The organism is Kitasatospora sp. NPDC032757 (assembly GCF_055579305.1).
This window is the reverse complement of the sequence record NZ_JBVINN010000037.1, coordinates 70011-92102: the sequence shown is the minus strand read 5'-3', so window position 1 is coordinate 92102 and position 22092 is coordinate 70011. Positions and strand designations below refer to the sequence as shown.

The 22092-nt window shown below is 73.4% G+C and carries 18 protein-coding genes and 1 pseudogene; 12 read left to right on the top strand and 7 right to left on the bottom strand.

Annotation, left to right across the window (positions count from 1 at the left end):
• Window positions 1-275: 275 nt before the first annotated feature.
• Both ACZ5WK_RS31085 and ACZ5WK_RS31080 read right to left on the bottom strand, forming a co-directional pair.
• On the bottom strand, window positions 276-1361 hold the full coding sequence (locus tag ACZ5WK_RS31085) for a polyprenyl synthetase family protein (protein WP_465552320.1): 1086 nt from the start codon (window positions 1359-1361) through the stop codon (window positions 276-278).
• Window positions 1358-1777, bottom strand: a complete 420-nt coding sequence (locus tag ACZ5WK_RS31080; RefSeq protein WP_465552318.1) for a hypothetical protein — start codon at window positions 1775-1777, stop codon at window positions 1358-1360. Before ACZ5WK_RS31080 ends, ACZ5WK_RS31085 begins: the two co-directional genes overlap by 4 nt.
• A 424-nt stretch (window positions 1778-2201) precedes the next feature.
• On the opposite strand from ACZ5WK_RS31080, the gene ACZ5WK_RS31075 reads away from it, so the two are divergent.
• Window positions 2202-2672, top strand: a complete 471-nt coding sequence (locus ACZ5WK_RS31075; RefSeq protein ID WP_465552316.1) for a hypothetical protein — start codon at window positions 2202-2204, stop codon at window positions 2670-2672.
• 110 nt (window positions 2673-2782) lie between these two features.
• Here ACZ5WK_RS31075 and qcrB read toward each other — a convergent pair whose 3' ends face one another.
• Window positions 2783-4438, bottom strand: coding sequence for a cytochrome bc1 complex cytochrome b subunit (gene qcrB, locus ACZ5WK_RS31070; RefSeq protein ID WP_465552314.1), 1656 nt, complete (start codon window positions 4436-4438; stop codon window positions 2783-2785).
• A gap of 374 nt (window positions 4439-4812) precedes the next feature.
• Between qcrB and ACZ5WK_RS31065 the strand changes: the two genes are divergently transcribed.
• Window positions 4813-5217, top strand: coding sequence for a hypothetical protein (locus ACZ5WK_RS31065; RefSeq protein ID WP_465552312.1), 405 nt, complete (start codon window positions 4813-4815; stop codon window positions 5215-5217).
• Between the two features lie 13 nt (window positions 5218-5230).
• Here the strand turns inward: ACZ5WK_RS31065 and ACZ5WK_RS31060 are convergent, their stop codons facing one another.
• Window positions 5231-5776 (bottom strand): DUF6328 family protein, encoded by a 546-nt coding sequence (locus ACZ5WK_RS31060; protein ID WP_465552310.1) that lies wholly within the window; start codon window positions 5774-5776, stop codon window positions 5231-5233.
• A 528-nt stretch (window positions 5777-6304) separates the two neighbouring features.
• On the bottom strand, window positions 6305-6628 hold the full coding sequence (locus ACZ5WK_RS31055) for a plasmid stabilization protein (protein ID WP_465552308.1): 324 nt from the start codon (window positions 6626-6628) through the stop codon (window positions 6305-6307).
• A 244-nt stretch (window positions 6629-6872) separates the two neighbouring features.
• Here ACZ5WK_RS31055 and ACZ5WK_RS31050 point away from each other — a divergent pair, with 244 nt between their 5' ends.
• The 4 genes from ACZ5WK_RS31050 (at window position 6873) to ACZ5WK_RS31035 (ending at window position 14100) form a co-directional block, all read left to right on the top strand.
• Entirely contained in the window at window positions 6873-7241 is a 369-nt protein-coding gene (locus ACZ5WK_RS31050) for an STAS domain-containing protein (protein ID WP_465552306.1), read from the top strand.
• 150 nt (window positions 7242-7391) lie between these two features.
• Window positions 7392-11252 carry a hybrid sensor histidine kinase/response regulator gene (locus ACZ5WK_RS31045; RefSeq protein ID WP_465552304.1) on the top strand — a complete coding sequence of 1287 codons (3861 nt, stop codon included), beginning with the start codon at window positions 7392-7394 and terminating at the stop codon, window positions 11250-11252.
• Entirely contained in the window at window positions 11249-13654 is a 2406-nt protein-coding gene (locus tag ACZ5WK_RS31040) for a SpoIIE family protein phosphatase (RefSeq protein ID WP_465552302.1), read from the top strand. The genes ACZ5WK_RS31045 and ACZ5WK_RS31040 overlap by 4 nt, the downstream gene beginning before the upstream one ends.
• Before the next feature lie 92 nt (window positions 13655-13746).
• Window positions 13747-14100 (top strand): hypothetical protein, encoded by a 354-nt coding sequence (locus tag ACZ5WK_RS31035; protein ID WP_465552300.1) that lies wholly within the window; start codon window positions 13747-13749, stop codon window positions 14098-14100.
• Window positions 14101-14158: 58 nt separating this feature from the next.
• On the opposite strand, the gene ACZ5WK_RS31030 is transcribed toward ACZ5WK_RS31035, so the two are convergent.
• Complete coding sequence (locus ACZ5WK_RS31030) at window positions 14159-15118, bottom strand: LysR family transcriptional regulator (RefSeq protein WP_465552298.1); 960 nt, start codon at window positions 15116-15118, stop codon at window positions 14159-14161.
• Window positions 15119-15189: 71 nt separating this feature from the next.
• On the opposite strand from ACZ5WK_RS31030, the gene ACZ5WK_RS31025 reads away from it, so the two are divergent.
• Window positions 15190-15972: an NAD(P)-dependent oxidoreductase gene (locus ACZ5WK_RS31025; RefSeq protein WP_465552296.1), complete on the top strand. Its 783-nt coding sequence runs from the start codon at window positions 15190-15192 to the stop codon at window positions 15970-15972.
• Window positions 15973-16058: 86 nt separating this feature from the next.
• Here ACZ5WK_RS31025 and ACZ5WK_RS31020 read toward each other — a convergent pair whose 3' ends face one another.
• The gene (locus tag ACZ5WK_RS31020; RefSeq protein ID WP_465552294.1) at window positions 16059-16934 is read right to left on the bottom strand and encodes an MBL fold metallo-hydrolase; all 876 of its coding nucleotides are present in this window, start codon (window positions 16932-16934) and stop codon (window positions 16059-16061) included.
• A gap of 149 nt (window positions 16935-17083) precedes the next feature.
• On the opposite strand from ACZ5WK_RS31020, the pseudogene ACZ5WK_RS31015 reads away from it, so the two are divergent.
• The 5 genes and pseudogenes from ACZ5WK_RS31015 to ACZ5WK_RS30995 all read left to right on the top strand — a co-directional run.
• Window positions 17084-17662, top strand: a pseudogene (locus ACZ5WK_RS31015) (cupin domain-containing protein); the annotation flags it as partial.
• The gene (locus ACZ5WK_RS31010; protein WP_465552331.1) at window positions 17639-18139 is read left to right on the top strand and encodes a helix-turn-helix domain-containing protein; all 501 of its coding nucleotides are present in this window, start codon (window positions 17639-17641) and stop codon (window positions 18137-18139) included. The pseudogene ACZ5WK_RS31015 and the gene ACZ5WK_RS31010, both read left to right, overlap by 24 nt.
• Window positions 18140-18511: 372 nt before the next feature.
• The gene (locus ACZ5WK_RS31005) at window positions 18512-19606 is read left to right on the top strand and encodes a sugar ABC transporter substrate-binding protein (protein ID WP_465552292.1); all 1095 of its coding nucleotides are present in this window, start codon (window positions 18512-18514) and stop codon (window positions 19604-19606) included.
• Between the two features lie 112 nt (window positions 19607-19718).
• Entirely contained in the window at window positions 19719-20507 is a 789-nt protein-coding gene (locus ACZ5WK_RS31000) for an ATP-binding cassette domain-containing protein (protein WP_331741217.1), read from the top strand.
• Window positions 20504-21781 carry a sugar ABC transporter permease gene (locus ACZ5WK_RS30995; protein ID WP_465552290.1) on the top strand — a complete coding sequence of 426 codons (1278 nt, stop codon included), beginning with the start codon at window positions 20504-20506 and terminating at the stop codon, window positions 21779-21781. Before ACZ5WK_RS31000 ends, ACZ5WK_RS30995 begins: the two co-directional genes overlap by 4 nt.
• Window positions 21782-22092: the final 311 nt, after the last annotated feature.

Genomic DNA, 22092 nt, shown 5'->3' with positions numbered 1-22092 from the left:
CCGCACGATTCACCTTGATCGTCACAGCGTCAGATCATGCCGCCCACAACGCTACTGGTCACATCGCCGCCGCAATCACGCACCAGGTCGTAAGAGGCCGTCGGCCTGCCGGACGCCGTCGGCGGAGAACGGGCCGTCGGCCACCCCCCATGCTCCGCCGCAGCGACGTCATCCCCGGTGACGCCGGCCACTCCTCGACCGGTTCCCGGTCCGCAGTCGTGGATCTTAGGGCCTGCCCGGAGCGCACCGGGTGAACATCGGGGTACGGCCGGGGCTCAGCGCCCCCGGGCCACCACGAAGCCGGGCAGGGCGAGCAGGAACTCCCGGGCCTCTGCGGCCTCCTCGGACGGTCCGTCCGGCGGCGGGGCGGCCGCCAGTACCTCCGCGATCTCCCGCTCAGCAGCGGCGACCAGACCGGCGGCGGCCTCCCGGGCGCTCTCCACGCAGTCGTACGCGGCCATCCGGTCGAGCAGCCAGCGGACGTCCTCCGCCGCGCCGAGGCCGCGCTGGGCCCGGGTGCCGTGCAGGTAGCGCTCGGTGCGGGCGCGCTCGGCCGGGGTGCAGCGCTCCAGCAGGTGGATCAGCAGCAGGGTGCGCTTGCCCTCCCAGAGGTCCCCGGCGATCTCCTTGCCGTAGTCGGCCAGCGTGCCGACCAGGTTGAGCACGTCGTCCTGGATCTGGTAGGCGGCACCCAGGTACCAGCCGAACCGGTCCAGCCGGTTGGCGTCGGTGCCCGCGCCCTCGGCGACCAGCAGGCCGCTTCGGCACGGGTAGAGGAAGGTGTACCAGGACGTCTTCTTGAGGCACATCCGGTAGTAGTCGGCGGGCACCAGTTCGCAGGCGTTGTCGCGGATCCAGGCGATCTCCAGCGCCTGGCCCTCCAGCGACTGGCGGCACATCAGCTCGGTCTCCTCGAAGAGCCGCCAGGCCAGCCCGCCGCCCAGCTCCCGCCGGTTGGCCATCAGCCGCTGGAGCCCGAGCAGGTTGGTGGCGTTGCCGACGTTCAGCGCGACCTCGACACCGTAGGCGGCGGAGAGCGTGGGCTCGCCGCGGCGCAGCTCGCTGCCGTCCTGGATGTCGTCGTGGATCAGGAACCCGTTGTGGAAGAGCTCGACCGTCACCGCCGGGTTGAGCGCGCGCTCCGGGCGGCCGCCGAACGCGGCACAGGTGGCCAGGCAGAGTGCGGCCCGCAGCCCCTTGCACGGCCGGGCCGGGTAGTCGGCGGCCAGCTCGTAGAGGTACGGCGGGCTCTGCTCCGGGATGTGGCGCAGCAGCGCCGTCACCGTCCGCGCCCGGTACCGGGCCAGCACCCGCTCGACCAGCTGCTCCCCGCCGGGGAGCGGTGGCGCCGCGGCCGTCACCCCTGCTGGCCTTCGGCCCCGTCGGGGCGCTGGGCCGGGCTCTGCTGCGGGCCGAAGGTGTTCTGCATCGACCGGTTGGCGAAGCCCGGGGCGAGGGTGCTCAGGTTGAGCAGCAGGTCGAGGGCGTCGTGCGCATTGGCGGCCAGCCGCTGGGTGTGCTCGGCGGCCTCGCCGGAGGTGTTGCCGAGCAGCCGGTCGCTGACGGCGTCGATCAGCTCGTGGGTGTTCTCCGACACGCGCTGCACCAGCCGGCCGAACTCGTCCGGGTCGACGCGGTGTTCGCCGGTGAGCCGGTCACCGGCCGCCTTGGCGTCCGTCAGCCCGGCGGCGAGCTCGCGCTCCAACACCGCGGCCGCCTCCATGACCGCCCGCGAGCCCTGCTCGCCGACATCGCTGAACCGACCGGCGTCGGGCATGGCAGACCTCCTGGTTCGAGCCCCGGACGGACCGGGGCGGGCCGGGTCGGCGGCCGGGCAGAGGGCCGCCTAGATCGCCGATCGTACAGGCGTGTGTGCGGAGCGTACCGATGGCCTTTCCGGGTGTCACCGGTCTGGCGGGGCGCTCGCCGCGCCGCGGGCGCTCCCTGTCAAGCGCAGTGCGCCTGGTCACCCGCCCGTGCACCCCGTCGATGCCGGGCGGCGCCCCGTCTTCGCAGGTCGGAGCCGTGTCGGCGGCCGTGCCCCGGCGAGTCGGCCCACCCTCCACGGCTGGTCACTGATAGTAGTTGCGTGGTTGCGCCACGGGGCCCCGTGCGGGGTCGGGCCGGCCGATCTCGACAGGTGCGCGCCGCTGCCGCAGTGCTGCTCGCCGCGGTGCCCGGGTGCTGGACAAGGAGCGGTCATGGGTGGCAGACAGCGCCCGCCGAGAGCACGGGGCGCTCGGCCGGGCAAGAGCGCCGGGGCGGCGAGCGCCCGGGTGGGCGGCAAGGCGGACGGACGGCCGGGCGGCGGGGGCGGCCGGGCGGAAGGCGGGAGCGGCCGGGTGGACCCCAAGGTGGAGATCGCCCGGCTGGAGGGCTATCTCGCCTGGGAGGCCGAGGTGTCGGCGGCCGAGCGCGACGCGCGGGCCTTCGCCGACCGGTTCCCCTGGCTCTCGCCCGGCGAGCGGGAGAGCCTCGAACAGGCCTACGCGGCCGACCGGTTGCGCTATGCCGAGGACGTGGTCGACCGGGCCGTGGAGCGGTGCCGGCAGCTGGCGGCCCGTTACCGCAGCGAGTGCCGTCGGATCTGCGCCCGCTGGGCAGCCCTCTGCCTGTCGGTGACGTTCGCGGCCGCGCTCTGCGCGGTGGTCCCCGCCGCCCTGCGCGGCTGAGCGGACAGGCTGAGCAGACAGGGGGAGAAGGGGCCGGCCGGTCCTCAGACGGCACAGGGCCCGCCACGCGAAGACGGCGTGGCGGGCCCTGTCGTACCGGCGCCCGTGGGTCAGTGGTGGCCGTGGCCGCTGGTGATCTCCTCGTGCTCCTCCGCGGTGGGCTTGGGGATCTGGCTGCCCGCGCCGTAGAAGCCGCGCGAGAGCTGGGCCCGCAGCCGCGCCAGCAGGCCGGCCCGCCGGGCCACCCCGTTCTCGTCCACCTCGGCCGGCAGGACGACCGGCCGCGGCTGGTCGTGGTCGGTGAGGGTGTGCAGGGAGCCCTGCGGCAGCGGCGCGTGCACCTCGATGAACTCGCCGTGCTGGAGCCGCCTGATGACGCCGGTCTCCCGGCCGTGCAGCACCTTCTCCTTGTCGCGGCGCTGGAGGCCCAGGCACCACCGCTTGACGATCACGAAGACCACCACCGGCGCCACGAAGAAGCCGATCCGCACCGCGTAGGTGATCGCGTTGATCGACAGGTCGAAGTGGGTGGCGAGCAGGTCGTTGCCGCCGCCGGCCAGCAGCACCAGGTAGAGGCTGATCCAGGCCGCGCCGAAGGCGGTGCGGACGGGGGCGTTGCGCGGGCGGTCGGCGATGTGGTGCTCACGCTTGTCGCCGGTGATCCAGGCCTCGAGGAACGGGTAGGACCAGAGCGCCACCAGCACCGTCGGGAAGATCATCAGCGGGATGAAGACGCCCATGTTGAGGGTGTGTCCGCCCCAGACGCTGATCTCCCAGCCCGGCATCACGCGGATCAGGCCCTCGGAGTACCCCATGTACCAGTCCGGTTGGGCGTCGGTGGACACCTGGTCGGGCCGGTACGGGCCGTACGCCCAGATGGGGTTGACGGTGGCGATCGCCGACATGACGGCGATCACGCCGAACACCAGGAAGAAGAACCCGCCCGCCTTGGCCATGTAGACCGGCATCAGCGGCATGCCGACCACGTTGTCACGGGTGCGGCCGGGCCCGGCGAACTGGGTGTGCTTGTGGTAGAAGACCAGGATCAGGTGGGCCACCAGCAGGCCCAGCATGATCCCCGGGATCAGCAGGATGTGCACGGTGAACAGCCGCGGCACGATCTCCGTGCCGGGGAACTGCCCGCCGAAGAGGAAGAAACTCATGTAGGTGCCGACGATCGGGACGGCGAGGATCGCCCCCTCCATGAACCGGAGGCCGGTGCCGGAGAGCAGGTCGTCGGGCAGCGAGTAGCCCATGAAGCCGTCGAACATGCCAAGGATGAGCAGGCCCGCGCCGAAGAGCCAGTTGATCTCGCGCGGCTTGCGGAACGCCCCGGTGAAGAACACCCGCATCATGTGCACGAGCATGGCGGCGACGAAGACGATCGCCGCCCAGTGGTGGATCTGACGGATCAGCAGACCGCCGCGCAGGTCGAAGCTGATGTCCACGGTCGAGGCGTAGGCCTCGGACATCTGGACGCCCCTGAGCGGGATGTACCTGCCCTCGTAGATCACCTCGGCCATCGAGGGCTTGAAGAACAGGGTCAGCCAGACACCGGTCAGGATGATGACGACGAAGGTGTACAGGCAGATCTCGCCCAACATGAAGGACCAGTGGTCCGGGAAGATCTTGCGGATGTTGGATTTGGCCAGGGCGTAGATGCCGAGCCGGCCGTCGGTCCAGTCGGCGAGGGCCTCGGCCTTGTTCGCTGGCGCCGCACGCGTGCTCTTGACCGGTCCCGGGCGCGACTTCTGGTGGCTGCTCACGACCGGCTCCCCGGCGTCCGCTGCGTACCGACCGGGGAGCCCGCCTGCGGAGCTGCCGGCCGGCGGATTGATGTGATCATGGGACCTCTCGATACGGGGCCGCCGGGTTCGCCGGCGCGCGGATCCGCCGATCCACTGGCCACGTTGCTCAAAGTGATGGAGCGCTTACTCTGTCATGCTGTCGGCAGGGGGCCGCCTGTGCACGTCCATCGGCCCGTACGGCCGCTCGTGTCGGGCCGTCCGGGGGGTGTGCGGGGCGATCGGCCGCCGGTGGGAGCGGGTGTGGTGCTCCCGGGTGCTGTTGGCGGGGCGCTGAACCGTTTCGGCGCGCGCCGTGCGCCGGGAGGGCGCGCCCAGGGGCCTACGCTGCGCCAATGGTGGATCACCGGGAACTCTTCGAGGACGTGACCGCGACCCTGGCCCGCGCCGGGTTCGACACCGGGCCGGGCCCGTCGGGCCTGCGGATCGGCCACCGGCCGCAGGGCGTGGTGGTGGGCTGGACCCCCGCTCCGGAGCGGGCGGAGCCGACCGGTCAGGCCGACGCGGCAGGCACGGCAGGCGTGGCGGGCGGGCACGAGGGTGCGGCGGGGCCGCCGCCCGCCGAGGGCATCCGGGCGGCGGTCAGCGGAGCCGTCGCCGTGGTGCTGCGCGAATCCGGCTACCGGGTGGCCGCGGCCGGGAGCGACGGCCTGCTGGTCACGGCCGGCCCCGAACCGGCCCCGCCGGCGGCCGGCCCGCCGGAGGAGGCGGACGCCGTTCCCGAGCAGTGGTGGGGTTGACGGCGCGCCGGGCTCAGGGCCGGTCCTGACCCCGGTCGGGCCCGTGCCCGTGGTGGCGGCGCAGCGCCTGGACGGGCAGGACCAGCCAACAGGCGGCGAACCAGAGCATGACGCCCGCGGTGATCCCCGCGGCCGTCGTCGCCGAACCGGTGGCGACCCGCAGCAGGAGCAGCAGAGCCGAGCTGACGGTGAGGGCCAGCAGCACCAGCCCGACCCCGACGAGACGCGCCGCGCCGTCCACCAGCTGTGGTTTGAGGCGGCGGCCGGCCAGCACCCGGTGGTACGAGACGGGGGCGGTCAGTGCACCGGTGGCCAGGGCGCCCATGACCACCGTCAGCACGTAGAGCCAGCGGTCGAAGTCGCCGAGCTGGGCGAAGCGGGGCATGAAGACCACGCTCAGCAGGAAGCCGAAGAGGATCTGCGAGCCGGTCTGCGCCACTCGCACCTCCTGGAGCATCTCGCCCCAGCGGCGGTCGGCCCGCTCCTCCGGCGACTCGCGCCGGCCCGTCCGGGGAGGGTCGGGTGAGGCGGCCGGGCCGCCGGTCTCCGGGGTCGTCACGGTATTCGCCTCCCGCGCCCCTGTCGGCCCGGCCGCGCCGGTCCGGCCGCGCGGGCCGGTTCTGCCGCCCGGCGGGGGAGAGGGATGTGCCGCCCGGGCGGGCGTCCGGGACGGGCCCGGGCAGCCGCGGGTGCCTGGACGTCACCGGCCTCGGCCCGCAGGCACCGGCCGTCCCCGCGCAGACGTTCCCGGGACACGGCCGCCCGGGCGGTCACGGGCTGCGCGTGGTCGACCGGCCGGCCCGGGCGCGGGGCACGCTGCCGGACGGCGAGGGGAAGCGCCGGACGGCGGCGTCGGGCGGGGGCTCCGGACGCGGCGCCGGGTCCGGACCCGGCAGCGGGTCCGGGAAGGGAGGGACCGGCGGGGGTGCCGGATCGGGCTCCCGGCCGGGCTTGGGCGGGCCGGGGTACGGGTGGGGGAACGGATCGGTGTCCGGGTCAGGGGGTGTCGGTACGGTCATCGCGACCGCCTCCTTCCGCATGGCGGGCTGCGCCGTGCGTCGCTCGGCGTCCGGGCGTGTGCCCGGCGCTAGCGTCCGAGCGCGTGCTCCAGCTCCCGCTTGTTCATCTTCGAACGCCCCTTGATGTTGCGCTGCTTGGCCTCGTTGTACAGCTGGTCGTAGGTGGGGCCCTGGGCGCCCTGGTGCGAGCGCAGACCGCCCCGCCGGCCGGAGGAGATGTCGTGGGTGGAGGAGCGGCTCGCCGTCCTGGTCTCGCCGTGGCGGGCCCTTTCCTTGTTCACCGTCCGGGCGGCGATCTCCTCGGCCCGCTCCCTGCTCTCGCCGCGGTCGAGCGCGCTCTCCTTGATGTGCTCGTACTGTCGCTCCCGCTTGGGGCTCGATCCTCGGGGCATGGCGCTCTCCTCCTCGGTGCCCGGGCAGTCGGGCTCTCCGGTCGGGCTCTCCGCCGGTACGGCCGGTCGGCTCCCCTGTTCCTGCGCCGCGTCTACCCGGGAGGCGGGCACCGAACCATGGCGGGAGGGCCCGAAGGCCCCGGCGGATGCGGAACGGGACCAGTCCCGCAGGCCGCCCCGCACCAGGCCGAACAGGCCTATCGTGGAAGGACCCGGGCAGACGCGGGCGGGAGGAGCCGAGCCCATGAAGCGTGGCACGCCGAAGAACGCCGACCCGGCGGCCGAACCGGGCGGGCTGACCGTCGAGGCGCGCCCGTGGGCAGAGGGAACGGTGCTCACCCTCCGCGGTGAACTCGACCTCGACACCGCCGAGCCGGTGCGCGCGGCCCTGGACCGCGCGCTGGAGAGCCCCGGCACCGTCGTCGTGATCGACTGCGGGGGCCTGGAGTTCTGCGACTCGACCGGCCTGAACGTGATGCTGCGCGCCCGGGCCCGCGCCGAGGACGACGGCGGCCGGATCGAACTGGCCCGCCCCCGGCCGCTGGTGCTGCGGATGCTCGAACTCACCGGCGCCACGGATGCCTTCCGGATCCGGGGCGAGGCACCGCCGTAGCGGATCGGGCCGGGGTGTGCGGGCCGAGGTCCACGTGTCGCCGCCGTCCCTCCGGTGGCAGAGTGGAACGGGGTGGCGCCGCCGCCCCCACAGCTCGGGGCAGCCCGGACGGAGCGCCCCGTCGTGCGCCCGATCCGGAGGCTGGGACCAGTGGACGACCTCCCGGTGGACTCGTCGGCCACGCCCGCCGGCCCGCCCGCGGAGCTGGCCGAGCCAGGCCTGCGCCGGCTGCTGGACGGCCTGACGGCGGTGCGCGACGGAGACTTCGGCACCCGGCTCGCCGCCGACCAGCCCGGCTTGCTCGGCGAGATCGCCACCGTCTTCAACGGCATGGCCGAGCAACTCTCCCGGGTGACCTCCGAGGTGACCAGGGTCGCCCGTGAGGTGGGCACCGACGGGCGGCTCGGCGGACAGGCACAGGTGCCCGGCGTCTTCGGCACGTGGCAGGACCTCACCGACTCCGTCAACGCGATGGCGGGCAACCTGACCTGGCAGGTGCGGAACATCGCCCAGGTCACCACGGCGGTGGCCCGCGGCGACCTCACCCAGAAGATCGAGGTGGACGCGCGCGGCGAGATCCTGGAGCTCAAGAACACCGTCAACACGATGGTCGACCAGCTCTCCGCCTTCGCGGACGAGGTGACCCGGGTGGCCCGTGAGGTGGGCACCGACGGGCGGCTCGGCGGGCAGGCGCAGGTGCCCGGGGTGGCCGGCACCTGGCGGGACCTCACCGACTCGGTGAACTTCATGGCCGGCAACCTCACCAGCCAGGTCCGGGCGATCGCCCAGGTCGCCACCGCGGTCGCCGACGGCGACCTCACCCAGAAGATCCGGGTGGACGCGCGCGGCGAGATCCTGGAGCTCAAGGAGACCATCAACACGATGGTCGACCAGCTCTCCGCCTTCGCGGACGAGGTCACCCGGGTGGCCCGGGAGGTCGGCACGGCCGGCAACCTCGGCGGTCAGGCCACCGTCCGGGGCGTCTCGGGCACCTGGAAGGACCTCACCGACAACGTCAACGTGATGGCCTCCAACCTCACCGGACAGGTCCGCTCGATGTCCGAGGTGGCGACGGCGGTCGCCCGCGGAGACCTCTCGCGCCGGATCACCGTCGAGGCCGAGGGCGAGGTGGCCGCGCTCGCCGACGCGATCAACACCATGGTGGACACCCTGTCCGCGTTCGCCGACGAGGTGACCCGCGTCGCCCGCGAGGTCGGCACCGAGGGCATCCTCGGCGGCCAGGCGCTCGTCCCGAACGTCGCCGGGACGTGGAAGGACCTCACCGAGAACGTCAACTCGATGGCGAACAACCTGACCAACCAGGTCCGCAACATCGCCCAGGTCACCACCGCCGTCGCCCAGGGCGACCTCACGCTCAAGATCGACGTGGACGCCCGCGGCGAGATCCTGGAGCTGAAGACCACCATCAACACCATGGTCGACCAGCTCTCCTCGTTCGCCGCCGAGGTGACCCGGGTCGCCCGGGAGGTCGGCAGCGAGGGCCGGCTGGGCGGCCAGGCCGAGGTCGAGGGCGTCTCCGGCACCTGGAAGCGGCTCACCGAGAACGTCAACGGCCTGGCCGGCAACCTCACCCGGCAGGTCCGCGCGATCGCCGAGGTGACCAGCGCCGTCGCCGCCGGGGACCTCACCCGGTCGATCACCGTCGACGCCTCCGGCGAGGTCGCCGACCTCAAGGACAACATCAACGCGATGGTCGGGTCGCTGCGCGAGACCACCCGCGCCAACCAGGAACAGGACTGGCTCAAGACCAACCTCGCCCGGTTCTCCGGCGCCGTCCAGGCCCGGCGGGAGATCCGGGCCGTCGCCGACATGATCACCGACGAGCTGACGCCGCTGGTCGGCGCCCAGTTCGGCGCGTTCTACCTCGCCGAGGAGACCCCCTCCGGCACCGAGCTCGTCCTGATCAGCTGCTACGGCCGTGCGGCCGGCGAGGGGCCGCAACGGCTGCGGCTCGGCGAGTCCCTGGTCGGCCAGGCCGCCCGCAGCCGCCGCACCGTCGCCGTCGACGACCTGCCGCCCGGCTACGCCACCCTCGCCTCCGGAGCCGGACAGGCGGACGCCCGCGCGTTGGTGATCCTGCCGATCGCCCTGGAGGAGTGGCTGATCGGCGTGCTGGAGTTCGCCTCCGTCCACCCCTTCAGCCAGGTCCACCGCGACTTCCTGGAGCAGTTCGCCGAGTCCTGCGGCGTCAACATCGGCACCCTGCTGGCCAACGCGCGCACCGACGAACTGCTCGGCGAGTCCCAGCGGCTCACTGCCGAACTCCAAGCCCGGTCCGAGGAGTTGCAGGAGGGTCAGCAGGAGCTTCGGCGCTCCAACGCCGAACTGGAGGAGAAGGCGGCCCTGTTGGCCGAGCGCAACCGCGACATCGAGGCCAAGAACCTGGAGATCGAGCAGGCCCGGCAGGAGCTGGAGGAGCGGGCCCGGGAGCTCAGCCTCGCCTCGATGTACAAGTCCGAGTTCCTGGCCAACATGAGCCACGAGCTGCGCACCCCGCTCAACAGCCTGCTGATCCTCGCCCAGTTGCTCGCCCAGAACCCGGCCGGCAACCTGACGCCCAAACAGGTCGAGTACGCGGGCGTCATCCACTCGGCCGGCTCCGACCTGCTCCAGCTCATCAACGACATCCTCGACCTCTCCAAGGTCGAGGCAGGGAAGATGGAGCTCAGCCCCGAACCCTTCGCCGTGCGCGAGCTGTTGGAGTACGTCGAGTCCGCGTTCAAGCCGCTGGCCGACCAGAAGGAACTGGCCTTCGGTGTCACCGTCGACCCGGCCGTGCCCGCCGAACTGGTCACCGACCAGGCCAGGTTGCGCCAGGTGCTGCGCAACCTGCTGTCCAACGCGCTCAAGTTCACCGACACCGGGCGGGTCGAGCTGAGGATCGAGCGCGTCTCCGGCGCCGGCCTCCCGGACGAACTCGGCCGGGCCGGTGCGGCGGTGGCGTTCCGGGTCGAGGACACCGGCATCGGCATCGACCCCGCCCACCTGGACACCGTCTTCGGCGCCTTCCAGCAGGCCGACGGCACCACCAGCCGCCGCTACGGCGGCACCGGCCTCGGGTTGTCGATCAGCCGCGAGCTGGCCCGGCTGCTCGGCGGCACCATCACCGTCAAGTCCAGCCCCGGCACGGGCAGCTGCTTCAGCCTCTACCTGCCACTCGGCACCCGGGAGCGGGAGCAGGACACCGCAGCGGCTCCGCCCGTGGCCCCGGCCGAGCCGAGCGTGCTGGTGGTCGAGGCCGGACCGCCCGGACTGCTGACCCTGCTCGCCGGGAACGCGGCGGCCGCGCGCGGCGACCGGATGCCCCCGGCCCTGGTCCGCACCGCCGGCGACCAGGACGGGCTGCGGGCCGCGCTCGACCAGGGCCCGTACCGCTGCGTCGTCCTCGACCTGGCGCTGCCCGCGGACTTCCTCCGGGCGGCCGCGACCGCGCTGGGCGAGCGGGTAGGCGAGGCGCCCGTCCTCGGCTACCGGGGCGACGGGCCGGGCGGGCCGGGCCCCGGCGGGATCGAGACCGTCACCGGCCTGGACGACCTGCGCGAACGGATCATCGGCTGCCTGGGCGGGCGCCCCACCGCCCCGCCGGACCGCGCGCGGGCCGCCGACGAGCCGCTCGCCGGGCGTACCGCCCTAATCGTGGACGACGACGTGCGCAACGTGTTCGCGCTCACCGCCGCCCTGGAACAGCGCGGCGTGACCGTCCTGTACGCGGCCGACGGCCGGGCCGGGCTCGACCAACTCCGCGCCCACCCCGAGACCGACGTGGTCCTGATGGACGTGATGATGCCCGGGCTCGACGGCTACGCCGCTATCGGCGCGATCCGGGCCGACCGGCGGCTCGCCCGGATCCCGGTGATCGCCGTCACCGCCAAGGCGATGCCCGGCGACCGGGCCAAGAGCCTGGACGCCGGCGCCGACGACCACATCACCAAGCCCGTCGACACCGAGCGCCTGCTCGACCGGATGCGGCACTGGCTGGACGTGTCATGACAGCCGGGCACGGTGCCGGGCAGGGTGGTGCCGGGGCCGTCGCGCAGGAGCTCGCCGACACCGTCCGCCGGCTCCGGCAGGACGCCGACCGGCTGCGGGCCGGGGAACCGGACCGGGCCGCGGTGGACGTCGCCACCGGGATCCTCGCCGAACGGCTGCGGTGCACGCCCGCCGAGGCCGCCGCCCGCCTCGCCCGGCTGGCCCGTGAGGCCGGGCAGCCCGTCGCCGTGCTCGCCGCCGACCTCGCGGGAGCGCCCGAGGCCGTGCGGCGGTCCGAGCCCCAGACGTCGCCCGAGGCCGTGAAGCCGCCCGAGGCCGTGCGGCTGTCCGCGCCCCAGAAGCCGCCCGAGCCCGTGAAGCCGCCCGAGCCCGGCGAACCGCCCGGCGGGTCCGGCGGACCAGCCGCGCCCGGCCCCCTCCTCGTCACCCCGGCCCTGGCCGCCGTCCCCGACCTGCAACGGGCGGCCGAGGCCGTGCTCGACCAGAGCGCCGGACCACTCGGCGCCCGCGCCGTCGTGCTCTGGCAGCGTCTGCCCGGCGGAGCACTCGCGCTGGCCGCCCACGCGGGCCTGACCACCGCCGAGGCGCAGCCCTGGAGCCGCGTCCCGCCGGGCGTCGACACCCCCGCCCAGTACGTCGTGCACACCGGGCGCGAGCTCTGGCCCACCGGTCGGCGCCCCTCCGCCGTCTCGGTCGGCGGGCCCGCGGCCGACCGCGCCGTCCTTCCACTGGTCGACGCCGGCCGGCGCCGCGGCGCGCTCGAACTGCTCTGGCCGGGGCCCGCCCCAGCCCTCACCCAGAGCCTCCGCCGCCAGCTGTACGCCCTCGCCGACCTCTGCGCCACCCTGCTCGACACCAGCGGCCCGCCCGACCCGCCAGGCCCGCCGGCACCCGACCCGGCCGGTGCGCTGCTCGACGGCCTGCTCACCCCCGCCTTGCTGCTGCAACCGCTGCTCCGCGACGGCCGGTTGGCCGACTTCCGGATCGCCCGGACCAACGCGCGGTTCCGCGACCCGCTCGACCGCCCCCGGGCCGCACTGGAGGGCGCCTCGCTGCTGGAGACCTACCCGGACGCCTGTGCCGCCGGCCTCTACGACCTGCTCGCCGACGCCCACACCACCGGCGAACCCCGGCCCGGCGAGCGCCTGCACCTGGTCTTCCGCCGCGGCGACGCCCCGCTGCCCGCCACCGTCCGGCTCTCCGTCGCCCCGCTGGACGGACGGCTGCTGGTCAGCTGGCAGCTCACCACCGAACGGGACGGCGAGGGCGAGCAGGCCGGGCTGCTGCGCCAGGCCCAACGGCTCGCCCGGGTCTGCGGGTTCGAGGAATCCACCGCGACCGGCCGGATCCTCTGGAACGACGGCCTCGCCGAACTCTACGGGCTGCCGCCCGAGGCCCCGCCCGTCCCGCTGGCCCGCCTCGCCGACCACGCCCACCCGGACGACGAGCCCGCCGTCCGCCGCCTGCTGGACACCGTCCAGCGGCGCCACCGCTCCTCCTTCGCGGTCTTCCGGCTGGTCCGGCCCGACGGCTCCCAGCGCTACACCCGCATCATCGCCGAGCCCGTCGTCGACGACGCGGGCCGGCTGACCGCGGTCCGCGGCGCGTACCACGACGTCTCCTCCCAGCACTGGACCGAGGTCGCGCTCGGTGCCACCCGGGAGCGGCTCGCCGACACCGAACAGGAGGCCGCCGAGCGCGAGCGGCTCGCCCTCCGGCTCCAGCAGGCGATCCTGCCGCCCGAGCCGCCGCCGCTCGGCACCACCGGGCTGCACGCCGCCGTCCGTTACCGTCCGGCGGCCCAGCACGACCGGGTCGGGGGTGACTGGTACGACGTCCTGCTGCTGCCCGACCGGAAGGTGCTGCTCGCCGTCGGCGACGTGGCCGGCCACGGCGTCGGCGCGGCCACCGGCATGGTCGCGCTCCGGCACGCACTGCGCGGCCTCGCCGTCACCGGCGCCGGCCCCGGCCGGCTGCTCGGCTGGGCCAACACCGTCGCCCTGCGCGAACCCGGCGAGGTCACCGCCACCGCCGTCTGCGTGCTCTTCGACCCGGTCACCGGGGCGCTGCGCTGGGCCAGGGCGGGCCACCTGCCGCCGATCCGGCTCGGCAGGTCCGGGGCGGAGGTGCTGCCACTGCCGCACGGCGTGCTGCTCGGGGCGCTGGAGGGGACGGAGTACGAGGAGCGGACCGGGCGGCTGGACCCGGGCGACGTCCTGCTGCTCTACACTGACGGGCTGGTGGAGCGGCGCGACCGGCCGGTCGAGGACTCGGTGGACGAGCTGATCCGCGCGGCCGGCGCCCCCGGCGACGACCTGGAGCAGTACCTCGACCGGTTGTTGGAGCTCAGCCCGGCCGACACCGAGGACGACACCTGCCTGATCGCCGTCCGGGCCGTGTGACATCGCCGGCGCCCGGGGGGTGACAACTGTCACGGGAAAGCCAGGCACTGACACACTGCCGGGCGGCGGGACGGGAGCCCTACCGTAGGGGCATGACGAAGAGCATCGAGCAGGACAACGACCGGACCGACCTCCGCGTGAGCATCATCGGCGGTCACCGGCTGGCCGGGAAGACCATCCACGAGCGGACGGTGACGGCCTCGCTGATCGGCGGCGCGGACGTCGACCTGACGGACGTGGACCTCCCGGACGGCGCCGAGCTGCGGATCACCAAGCTGAGCCTGATAGGCGGGGTGCGCCTCACCGTCCGGCCGAACGTGCGCGTGGTGGTGGGCGGCCTGCGCCTCGGCGGGGTGAGCGACGACGGGCCGACCGAGCCCGGCGGCCCGACCGTCCGGGTGGACGCCTGGGGCCTGCTCGGCGGGGTGCGGGTCGGGCGGGCGTAGCGCCTGTCTCCTGCCGCCGGCGGCAGGCCTGGCTGCGGGCGCGGCCGCGGGCCCGGCGTCACGGCAGGGCCGGTGCTCCGGCTGCTCCCGCTGGTTCTGCCGTTCCCGGTGCTTGTGCCGATCCGGGTGCTCCCGGTGCTCCCGCCGCCGCCCGGAGGATGTCGATGAAGGCGGCGATCGCCGGTGGCAGGGACTGGCCGCGGCGGGTGGCGGTCTGCACCAGGCGGACGGGGGTGTCCTCCGGGTGCAGGGCGACCAGGGCGACGTCGGGTCGTGCGGCGCGCGCGGCCAGCGACGGGATGAGGGTGGGCCCCAGCCCGGCGGCGACCAGGCCCAACTTGGCGGTCCAGCCCGCCACCACGTATTCGATGCGGGGCCGGAACCCGCTGCGCAGTCCGGCGGCGAGCAGGGTGGACTCGACGTTGCGGCTGCCGGCGATCCAGTTCTCCTCGGCGAGTTCGGCCAGCCGCAGGCGGCTGCGGCCGGCCAGCGGGTGGTCGCGGGGGAGCGCCACCAGGACCACGTCCTCGAGCAGCGGCCGGAGGTCGAACGCCTCGGCGTCGTAGGGCTGTTCGGGAGGGCCGACGACCACCGCGAGGTCGGTGTCGCCCTCGCGCAGCCGGTCGAGCAGGGCGGCCGAGAGCCCCTCGGTGAGCGAGACCGAGACCTGGGGGTGGGCGGCCCGGAAGGCCGCCAGCGCTCCCGGCACCAGGGCGGCGTTGGCGCTGTCGAAGGCGCCGACCCGCAGCCGGCCGAGGTTGAGCCCGGTCAGGGCGGCCAGCTCCCGCCGGGTGCCGTCGAGGCGGCCGAGCAGCGCCTCCGCGTGCGGCAGCAGCGTACGTCCGTGCTCGGTGAGCCGGACTCCGCGCGCCAGCCGGTCGAACAGGACGACCCCGAACTCTGCCTCCAGGGTCGAGATCTGACGGGATATCGCCGACTGGGTGAACCCGAGTCGCTCACCGGCGGCGGTGAACGAGCCCAGGCGGGCGGCGGTGCGGAAGACTTCGAGCCAGGACATGTCCATTCCGCATGGTTACCATGCGAGACATTCGCTTGTCGCCTGCCTTTGCCCTCCCTAGCGTGGAGGCCATGGAAAAGATCGCATTTCTCGGACTCGGCCGGATGGGCCTGCCGATGGCCCGTCGACTCGCCTCCGCCGGACACCCGTTGACGGTGTGGAACCGCAGCCCCGCCAAGACCGAGGGGCTCGACGCGGCGGCGACGCCCGCCGAGGCCGTTGCCGGCGCCGGCGTCGTCATCACCATGCTGGCCGACCCGGCGGCGGTTGAGTCGGTGGCCGGGCAGTTCGCGGCGGAGCTGGCACCCGGCACGCTCTGGATCGACATGTCGTCCATCGGTCCGGACGCCACGGCTGCTCTTCGCGGCCACCTGCCCGACGGGGTGGCCCTGGTGGACGCGCCGGTGCTGGGCAGCGTCGGCCCGGCCGCCGCCGGCGGCCTGACCGTGCTGGCGGGCGGCCGGACCGAGGACCTCGACCGCGCGCAGCCGGTGCTCGACGTCTTCGGCACGGTGGTGCGCTGCGGCGGCCCCGGTGCGGGTGCCGCCCTCAAGCTCGTCGTGATCGGTGCGATGGTCGGGGCGGTCGCGGTGGTCGGCGAGGCGCTCGCGCTGGCCGACTCGCTGGGCCTGCCGGAGGAGCTCGCCCTCGGCGCGCTCTCCCGGGGGCCGCTGGCCGGCGCGGTGGCGCGCGCCCGCAGCGAGGACTCCGACTTCCCGGTCCGGCTGGCGGCCAAGGACCTCGCCCTGGCCGGCGGCGGCCCCGTCCTCACCGCCGTCCGGGACGTCCTGCTCGCCCACCCGGACGTCGCCGAGCAGGACCTCTCCCGGGTGGTCGACGCGATCCGGCGCTGACCGGGGGCGGTGAGGACGGGGCCGGTTCCGGTTGCCTGCCCGGCCGGCCCGGCACGGGGGTCCGGGCCGGGCCGGGCGGCTCCGCCTCAGGCCGCCCAGCGGGAGACGGTGAACCCCGAACCGTCGCGCCGCACTTCGGCGGCTCCCGTGCCACCGAAGTGCGCCGGGATCACCAACTCACGCTTGTCCGCCGCCCGTTCGAGGACACGCAGCCGGCTTGCCGCGGCCTGGGCCTGGTCCTCGCAGAAGCAGCTGTTGCAGGAGGGGTGCAGGAGCTGTACCGGGCTGTGCAGCAAGTCGCCCACGAACACGGCCCGTTCGCCGTGCGAAGCGAGCCGGAGCACCGAGGAGCCGGGGGTGTGGCCGGGCGCGGCCTCCAGGGTGAGTGCGTCGTCGATCCGGTGGGTGCCCTCCCAGCGCACCGCCTGCCCGGCCTGCTGGACCGGCAGGATGCTGTCGGCGAACATCTGGTACCGGTCGTCCTGCGGATCGGTGGCGGCGGCGAGGCCGGCGTGGTCGGCGGCCGGCATGAGGTAGACGGCGTTGGGGAAGGTGGGCACCCACGTACCGCCCTGGTCGACGGTGTTCCAGCCGACGTGGTCGGCGTGCAGGTGGGTGTTGACCACCACGTCGACCTCCTCCGGCCGTACGCCCGCCGCCGCGAGCCGGCCGGGGAAGTCACCCTGCCGGTGGTGGAACTGCGGCGAGTTCGGGCGCTCGCGTCCGTTGCCCACGCCCGTGTCCACCAGCACGGTCCGGCCCCCGTGGCGGATGACCCAGGTCTGCAGTGTTCCGACGTAGCTGTCGGTGGACGGCTCCCAGTGGTCGGGTGCCAGCCAGTGCTCGTTCTCCTTCCAGGTGGCCGCCGCCACCCCGGGCACGAGGGCAGGGGCCGGTACGAACGGCCCCTGCCACTCGACCACCCTGATGATCTCGGCGTCGCCGAGCACGATCCGCTCCATGGTGTCTCTCCCCGCGAGGTCCTGCGGCGGCGCTCTCGCCTCCGCTGATCCCGAGCCTAGGGAGCAGCCGGTGAGCTGCTCAATGCGCGAACCGCTCATCCGGATACGGGAGCGGATCAGCCATGCGCCGTACGGACTAGCATGAGCGCATGGATGTGGTCAGTGACGCGATTGCCGCCGTGCGGATCGGACAGCCGTCGTCCAACCGGCTGCGGGTGGGGGGCCGGTGGTGCGCACGGATCCCCGGCTACGACGGGGCCGGTTTCCACGTGGTGCTGGAGGGCGGCTGCTGGCTGCTGCCGGACGGTGGCGCGCCGGTGAGCCTCGGCTCGGGGGACGCGGTGCTGCTGCCGCACGGGACGGGCCATGTGATCGCGAGCGCGCCGTTGGGGCCGGCGGAGGCAGCGCGGGCGGTCTCCGTCGACCGGCTGCTCGGCCCCGGCCGCCCGGCCCCGACCCCGCCCGCCGGTGCCCCCGAACAGGCGGGGCCCGTCGCCGAGTTGCTCTGCGGCAAGTACCGGCTGGACCACAGCCGCACGCACCCGCTGATGCAGGAGCTGCCGGACGTCGTCCACCTGCCGAACCGGGTCGGCAGCCACCCCCAGCTGCGGGCTGCCGTGGACCTGCTGGGCGGCGAGCTGGTCGCCGACCGGGCCGGCTCGGCGCTGGCCGTGCCCAGCCTGATCGACCTGTTGCTGGTGTACATGGTGCGGGCCTGGCTGACGAAGGAGCCCGGGGCCGACCGGTCGGCATCGCCGCCCGAGGCGGCCGGTCCCACCGCCGGCGTTCCCATGTCCGGCGTTTCCATGTCCGGCGGTCTCACGTCCGGCGTTCCCACGTCCGGCGGGCGTTGGCCGGCGGCGCTCGGCGATCCGGTGGTGGCCGCCGCGCTGCGGGCCGTGCACGAGGACCCGGCCCGGGCCTGGAGCACCGACGACCTCGCCGCCGAGGCCGGCGTCTCCCGTGCCACGCTCACCCGGCGCTTCACCGCCCTGGTCGGCCGGCCGCCGATGGCATACCTCGCCTGGTGGCGGATGACCCGCGCCGCCACCCTGCTCCGGCAGACCGACGATCCGCTGGACGCGATCGCCCGCCGGGTCGGCTACAGCACGCCCTACGCCCTTTCGCACGCGTTCAGCCGCCTCTTCGGCACCACACCGGGCCGCTACCGCGCCCGCATCGCGGGTGAATCCGGTGCCGACTGAGGCGGGTGGGGCGGTTGTTTCGCGCTCTCCGCTCAAACTCTTGAACGCAAGACCTGACTTGCCCTGTCCTTGTCAAGAGAATGTGGAGAGCGCGCGAAGGAGTCGTGATGCTCTGGTCCTGCTCCGACCCCCTCAGGTCCGTACCAGGTCACAGCGGTCCGGCGTGCCGATTCGTCCGTTCTGTCATGCCCTGTCAGATTGGTACTCGGAGGTTCCTCCAAGTTTCAATCGCGGATAGGTGTTCATGAAGATAACGAAAAGCCCTCGACTGTCCCAGCGTTGGATTTACTTATTGACGTCATGCCGCGGCGGCGGATTTACTCCTCCCACCCCGCCGCAGCGTTGCGGCACCGTCAGGGAGGCACCCCCCACATGAACGCAATGACGCGCCGCCTCGTCATCGGCACCGCTGCGGTCTCGATGGCCCTGTCCATGGCAGCCTGCGGCAAGGCCGGCGGCGACAAGAAGGACACCGCGAGCTCCGGTGACACCAAGTCCATCGGCCTGCTGCTCCCGGAGAACGCCTCCTCCACGCGCTACGAGTCCTTCGACCGGCCCTTCATCGAGGCCAAGGTCAAGTCCCTCTGCCCGGACTGCAAGGTGCAGTACAGCAACGCCGAGGGCAGCGCCGCCAAGCAGAAGCAGCAGTTCGACACCCTGATCACCCAGGGTGTGAAGGTGATCATCCTGGACGCCTTCGACGCCAAGTCCACCCAGTCCTGGGTGAAGGAGGCCGCCGACAAGGGTGTCAAGGTCGTCGCCTACGACCGCCTGGCCACCGGCCCGGTCTCGGCCTACGTCTCGTTCGACAACGAGAAGGTCGGCGAGCTCCAGGGCCAGGCCCTGCTGGACGCGCTCGGCGCCAAGGCCGCCGACTCCAACATCGTCATGATCAACGGTGACGAGGCCGACCCGAACGCCGCCAAGTTCAAGGAGGGTGCGCACAAGACCCTCGACGGCAAGGTCAAGAAGGTCGTCTACGAGCAGTCCGGTGAGTGGAAGCCCACCGTGGCCGGCCAGAAGATCGGCGCCGCCATCACCCAGTTCGGCAAGGACGGGTTCCAGGCCGTCTACTCCGCCAACGACGGCATGGCGGGCGCCATCGTGACCCAGCTGAAGTCCGCCGGCATCAGCGTGCCGGTCGGCGGCCAGGACGCCGGCCTCGACGCCGTCCAGCGGATCGTCGCGGGCGACCAGGCGTACACCATCTACAAGGCGTACAAGCCGCTCGCCGACAGCGCCGCCGAACTCGCCGTCAACCTGCTGCAGGGCAAGGACGTCAGGTCCGTCGCCTCCGTGAGCGTGGACAGCGACACCGACAAGGCCATCCCGGCCAAGCTGCTGGAGCCCAAGGTCGTCACCAAGGCGAACATCAACGACACCGTCATCGCCGACGGCCTCTACAAGGCCGCGGACATCTGCACCGCCGACTTCGCCGCCGCCTGCACCGCCGCCGGCATCAAGTAACGCGCCCGCCAGGAGCAGTGGCCACGGCGCTCCCCGTCCAATCCGGGGAGCGCCGGCCCGCCGCCCTGCGCGAACCCCACCCCACCCCACCCCACGCACTACCCCGCAGGAGATGGTTCACGTGACAGGCGCACCCGTACTGGCGCTGCGCGAGGTCTCCAAGCGCTTCGGCGCCGTCCAGGCACTCACCGACGTCGACCTCGACGTCCACGCCGGCGAAGTCGTCGCGCTGGTCGGCGACAACGGCGCCGGCAAGTCCACGCTGGTCAAGACGATCGCCGGCGTCCACCCGATCGACGAGGGCGAGATCAGCTGGGAGGGCCGCGCCGTGCGCATCGGCCGCCCCCAGGACGCCCAGGCGCTCGGCGTCGCCACCGTCTACCAGGACCTCGCGCTCTGCGACAACCTCGACGTCGTCGCCAACCTCTTCCTCGGCCGTGAACTGCGCCGCCACGGCACGCTGGACGAGGTCGCCATGGAACGGCGTGCCAAGGAACTGCTGGACACCCTCTCGATCCGGATCCCCAGCGTGCGGATCCCGATCGCCGCGCTCTCCGGCGGACAGCGCCAGGTCGTCGCCATCGCCCGTGCCCTGGTCGGCGACCCCAAGATCGTCATCCTGGACGAGCCGACCGCCGCCCTCGGCGTCGAGCAGACCGCGCAGGTCCTCGACCTGGTCGAGCGGCTGCGCGAGCGCGGCCTCGGCGTCATCCTGATCAGCCACAACATGGCGGACGTCAAGGCGGTCGCCGACACCGTCGCCGTCCTGCGCCTGGGCCGCAACAACGGGGTCTTCCCGGTGGCCGGGACCTCGCACGAGGAGATCATCTCCGCCATCACCGGCGCCACCGACAACGCCGTCACCCGGCGCCAGGCACGCATAGCGGAGGAAGCGAAGTGAGCACCAGCCAGACCACCCCCACCCCGGCCGCGGGAGGAACCCCCGCCGCACCGGCGACCGACCCCCGGCTGCTGGTCCGCCAGGGCGGCTTCGCCGGCTACCTGGAGGAGTTCCGCCGCAAGATCAAGAGTGGTGATCTCGGCTCGCTGCCGGTCGTCATCGGCCTGGTCCTGATCGCCGTCATCTTCCAGAGCGTCACCGGTCACTTCCTGCAGGCCGACAACCTGACCAACATCACCAAGTGGATCGCCGGGCCCGGCCTGATCGCGGTCGGCGTGGTGTTCGTCCTGCTGCTCGGTGAGATCGACCTCTCGCTCGGCTCCCTGGCCGGCGTCTGCGCCGCCGTCACCTCCGTCCTGGCGGTACGGGAAGGCCTCAACGAAGGCCTGGCGATCCTGCTCGCCCTCGCCACCGCGGTGGCCATGGGCGCCCTGCACGGCTTCTTCTTCGCCAAGATCGGCGTGCCCGCCTTCGTCGTCACCCTGGCCGGCATGCTCGCCTGGAGCGGCCTGCAGGACTACGTGCTCGGCAAGCTCGGCACCGTCAACAACATCAACGACGGCGTCGTCGCCAACCTCGACACCTACTTCATCGGCGACGGCGACATCGTCTACGCCTGGGTGCTCGCGCTCCTCGCCATCGGGGTCTTCCTCGCCGGGCAGCTGCTGGACGCCCGCCGCCGCACCGCCGCCGGCCTGCCCGCGCGCAGCACCAGCGAGATCGCGCTGCGCACCGGCGCCCTCGCCGTGCTCGCCCTGGTCGGCGCCTACATGCTCAACCAGGACCGCGGCCTGCCGCTGCCGCTGGTCATCCTGCTGGGCGTGGTCGTGCTGACCGACTTCGTGCTGCGCCGCACCTCCTACGGCCGGCAGATCTTCGCCGTCGGCGGCGGCATCGAGGCGGCCCGCCGGGCGGGCATCAACGTGGCCCGGGTCCGCATCTCGGTGTTCATGATCTCCGCCGGCCTGGCCGGCCTCGGCGGTCTGTTCATCGCTTCGCAGCAGGGCTCCGCCGACAAGACGCTCGGCAGCGGGAACGTCCTGATGAGCGCCATCGCGGCGGCCGTCATCGGCGGCACCAGCCTCTTCGGCGGACGTGGCAAGACCTGGTCCGCGCTGCTCGGCATCCTGGTCATCCAGTCGATCACCACCGGCCTGGACATGGTCCACGCCGCACAGGCGATCCAGTACATGATCACCGGTGCCGTCCTGCTCGCCGCCGTGGTGCTCGACTCGGTCTCGCGCCGCACCCAGAAGTCCTCCGGCCGCGGCTGACCCGGGCGCTGACACGCGCTCGCTGACCCGCAGGCGCTGACCCGCCCTCCCTCGAACGGCCCGGTACCCACCCCCACGGGTACCGGGCCTCTTCCCTTTCGCGTTCCCTTTCGCGTTCCCATTCGAGCGAGCGGATCGTCCTGCCGGGGGAGCGGCCCGTTCCTCGGTTCTCCGAGGGAGCGGACCGTTCCGGCGTTCGGGGGAGCAGCGGTTCTGCGACCTCACCGTCGGGCCGGACGTCCGGGTCGCAAATGCGCCGGAGCCCGGCGGGGGCGGGCTGCTGGACTCGGGGTGACCACCGCCACCCCGAC

Coding starts and splice junctions, on each gene's coding strand:
- ACZ5WK_RS31040 (WP_465552302.1), top strand. CDS start 11,249: ATGACAGCCGGGCACGGTGCCGGGCAGGGTGGTGCCGGGGCCGTCGCG.
- ACZ5WK_RS31030 (WP_465552298.1), bottom strand. CDS start 15,118: ATGTCCTGGCTCGAAGTCTTCCGCACCGCCGCCCGCCTGGGCTCGTTC.
- ACZ5WK_RS31075 (WP_465552316.1), top strand. CDS start 2,202: ATGGGTGGCAGACAGCGCCCGCCGAGAGCACGGGGCGCTCGGCCGGGC.
- ACZ5WK_RS31065 (WP_465552312.1), top strand. CDS start 4,813: ATGGTGGATCACCGGGAACTCTTCGAGGACGTGACCGCGACCCTGGCC.
- ACZ5WK_RS31080 (WP_465552318.1), bottom strand. CDS start 1,777: ATGCCCGACGCCGGTCGGTTCAGCGATGTCGGCGAGCAGGGCTCGCGG.
- ACZ5WK_RS31010 (WP_465552331.1), top strand. CDS start 17,639: ATGGTGCGGGCCTGGCTGACGAAGGAGCCCGGGGCCGACCGGTCGGCA.
- ACZ5WK_RS31055 (WP_465552308.1), bottom strand. CDS start 6,628: ATGCCCCGAGGATCGAGCCCCAAGCGGGAGCGACAGTACGAGCACATC.
- ACZ5WK_RS31000 (WP_331741217.1), top strand. CDS start 19,719: ATGGTTCACGTGACAGGCGCACCCGTACTGGCGCTGCGCGAGGTCTCC.
- ACZ5WK_RS31020 (WP_465552294.1), bottom strand. CDS start 16,934: ATGGAGCGGATCGTGCTCGGCGACGCCGAGATCATCAGGGTGGTCGAG.
- ACZ5WK_RS31005 (WP_465552292.1), top strand. CDS start 18,512: ATGAACGCAATGACGCGCCGCCTCGTCATCGGCACCGCTGCGGTCTCG.
- ACZ5WK_RS31050 (WP_465552306.1), top strand. CDS start 6,873: ATGAAGCGTGGCACGCCGAAGAACGCCGACCCGGCGGCCGAACCGGGC.
- ACZ5WK_RS31025 (WP_465552296.1), top strand. CDS start 15,190: ATGGAAAAGATCGCATTTCTCGGACTCGGCCGGATGGGCCTGCCGATG.
- ACZ5WK_RS31035 (WP_465552300.1), top strand. CDS start 13,747: ATGACGAAGAGCATCGAGCAGGACAACGACCGGACCGACCTCCGCGTG.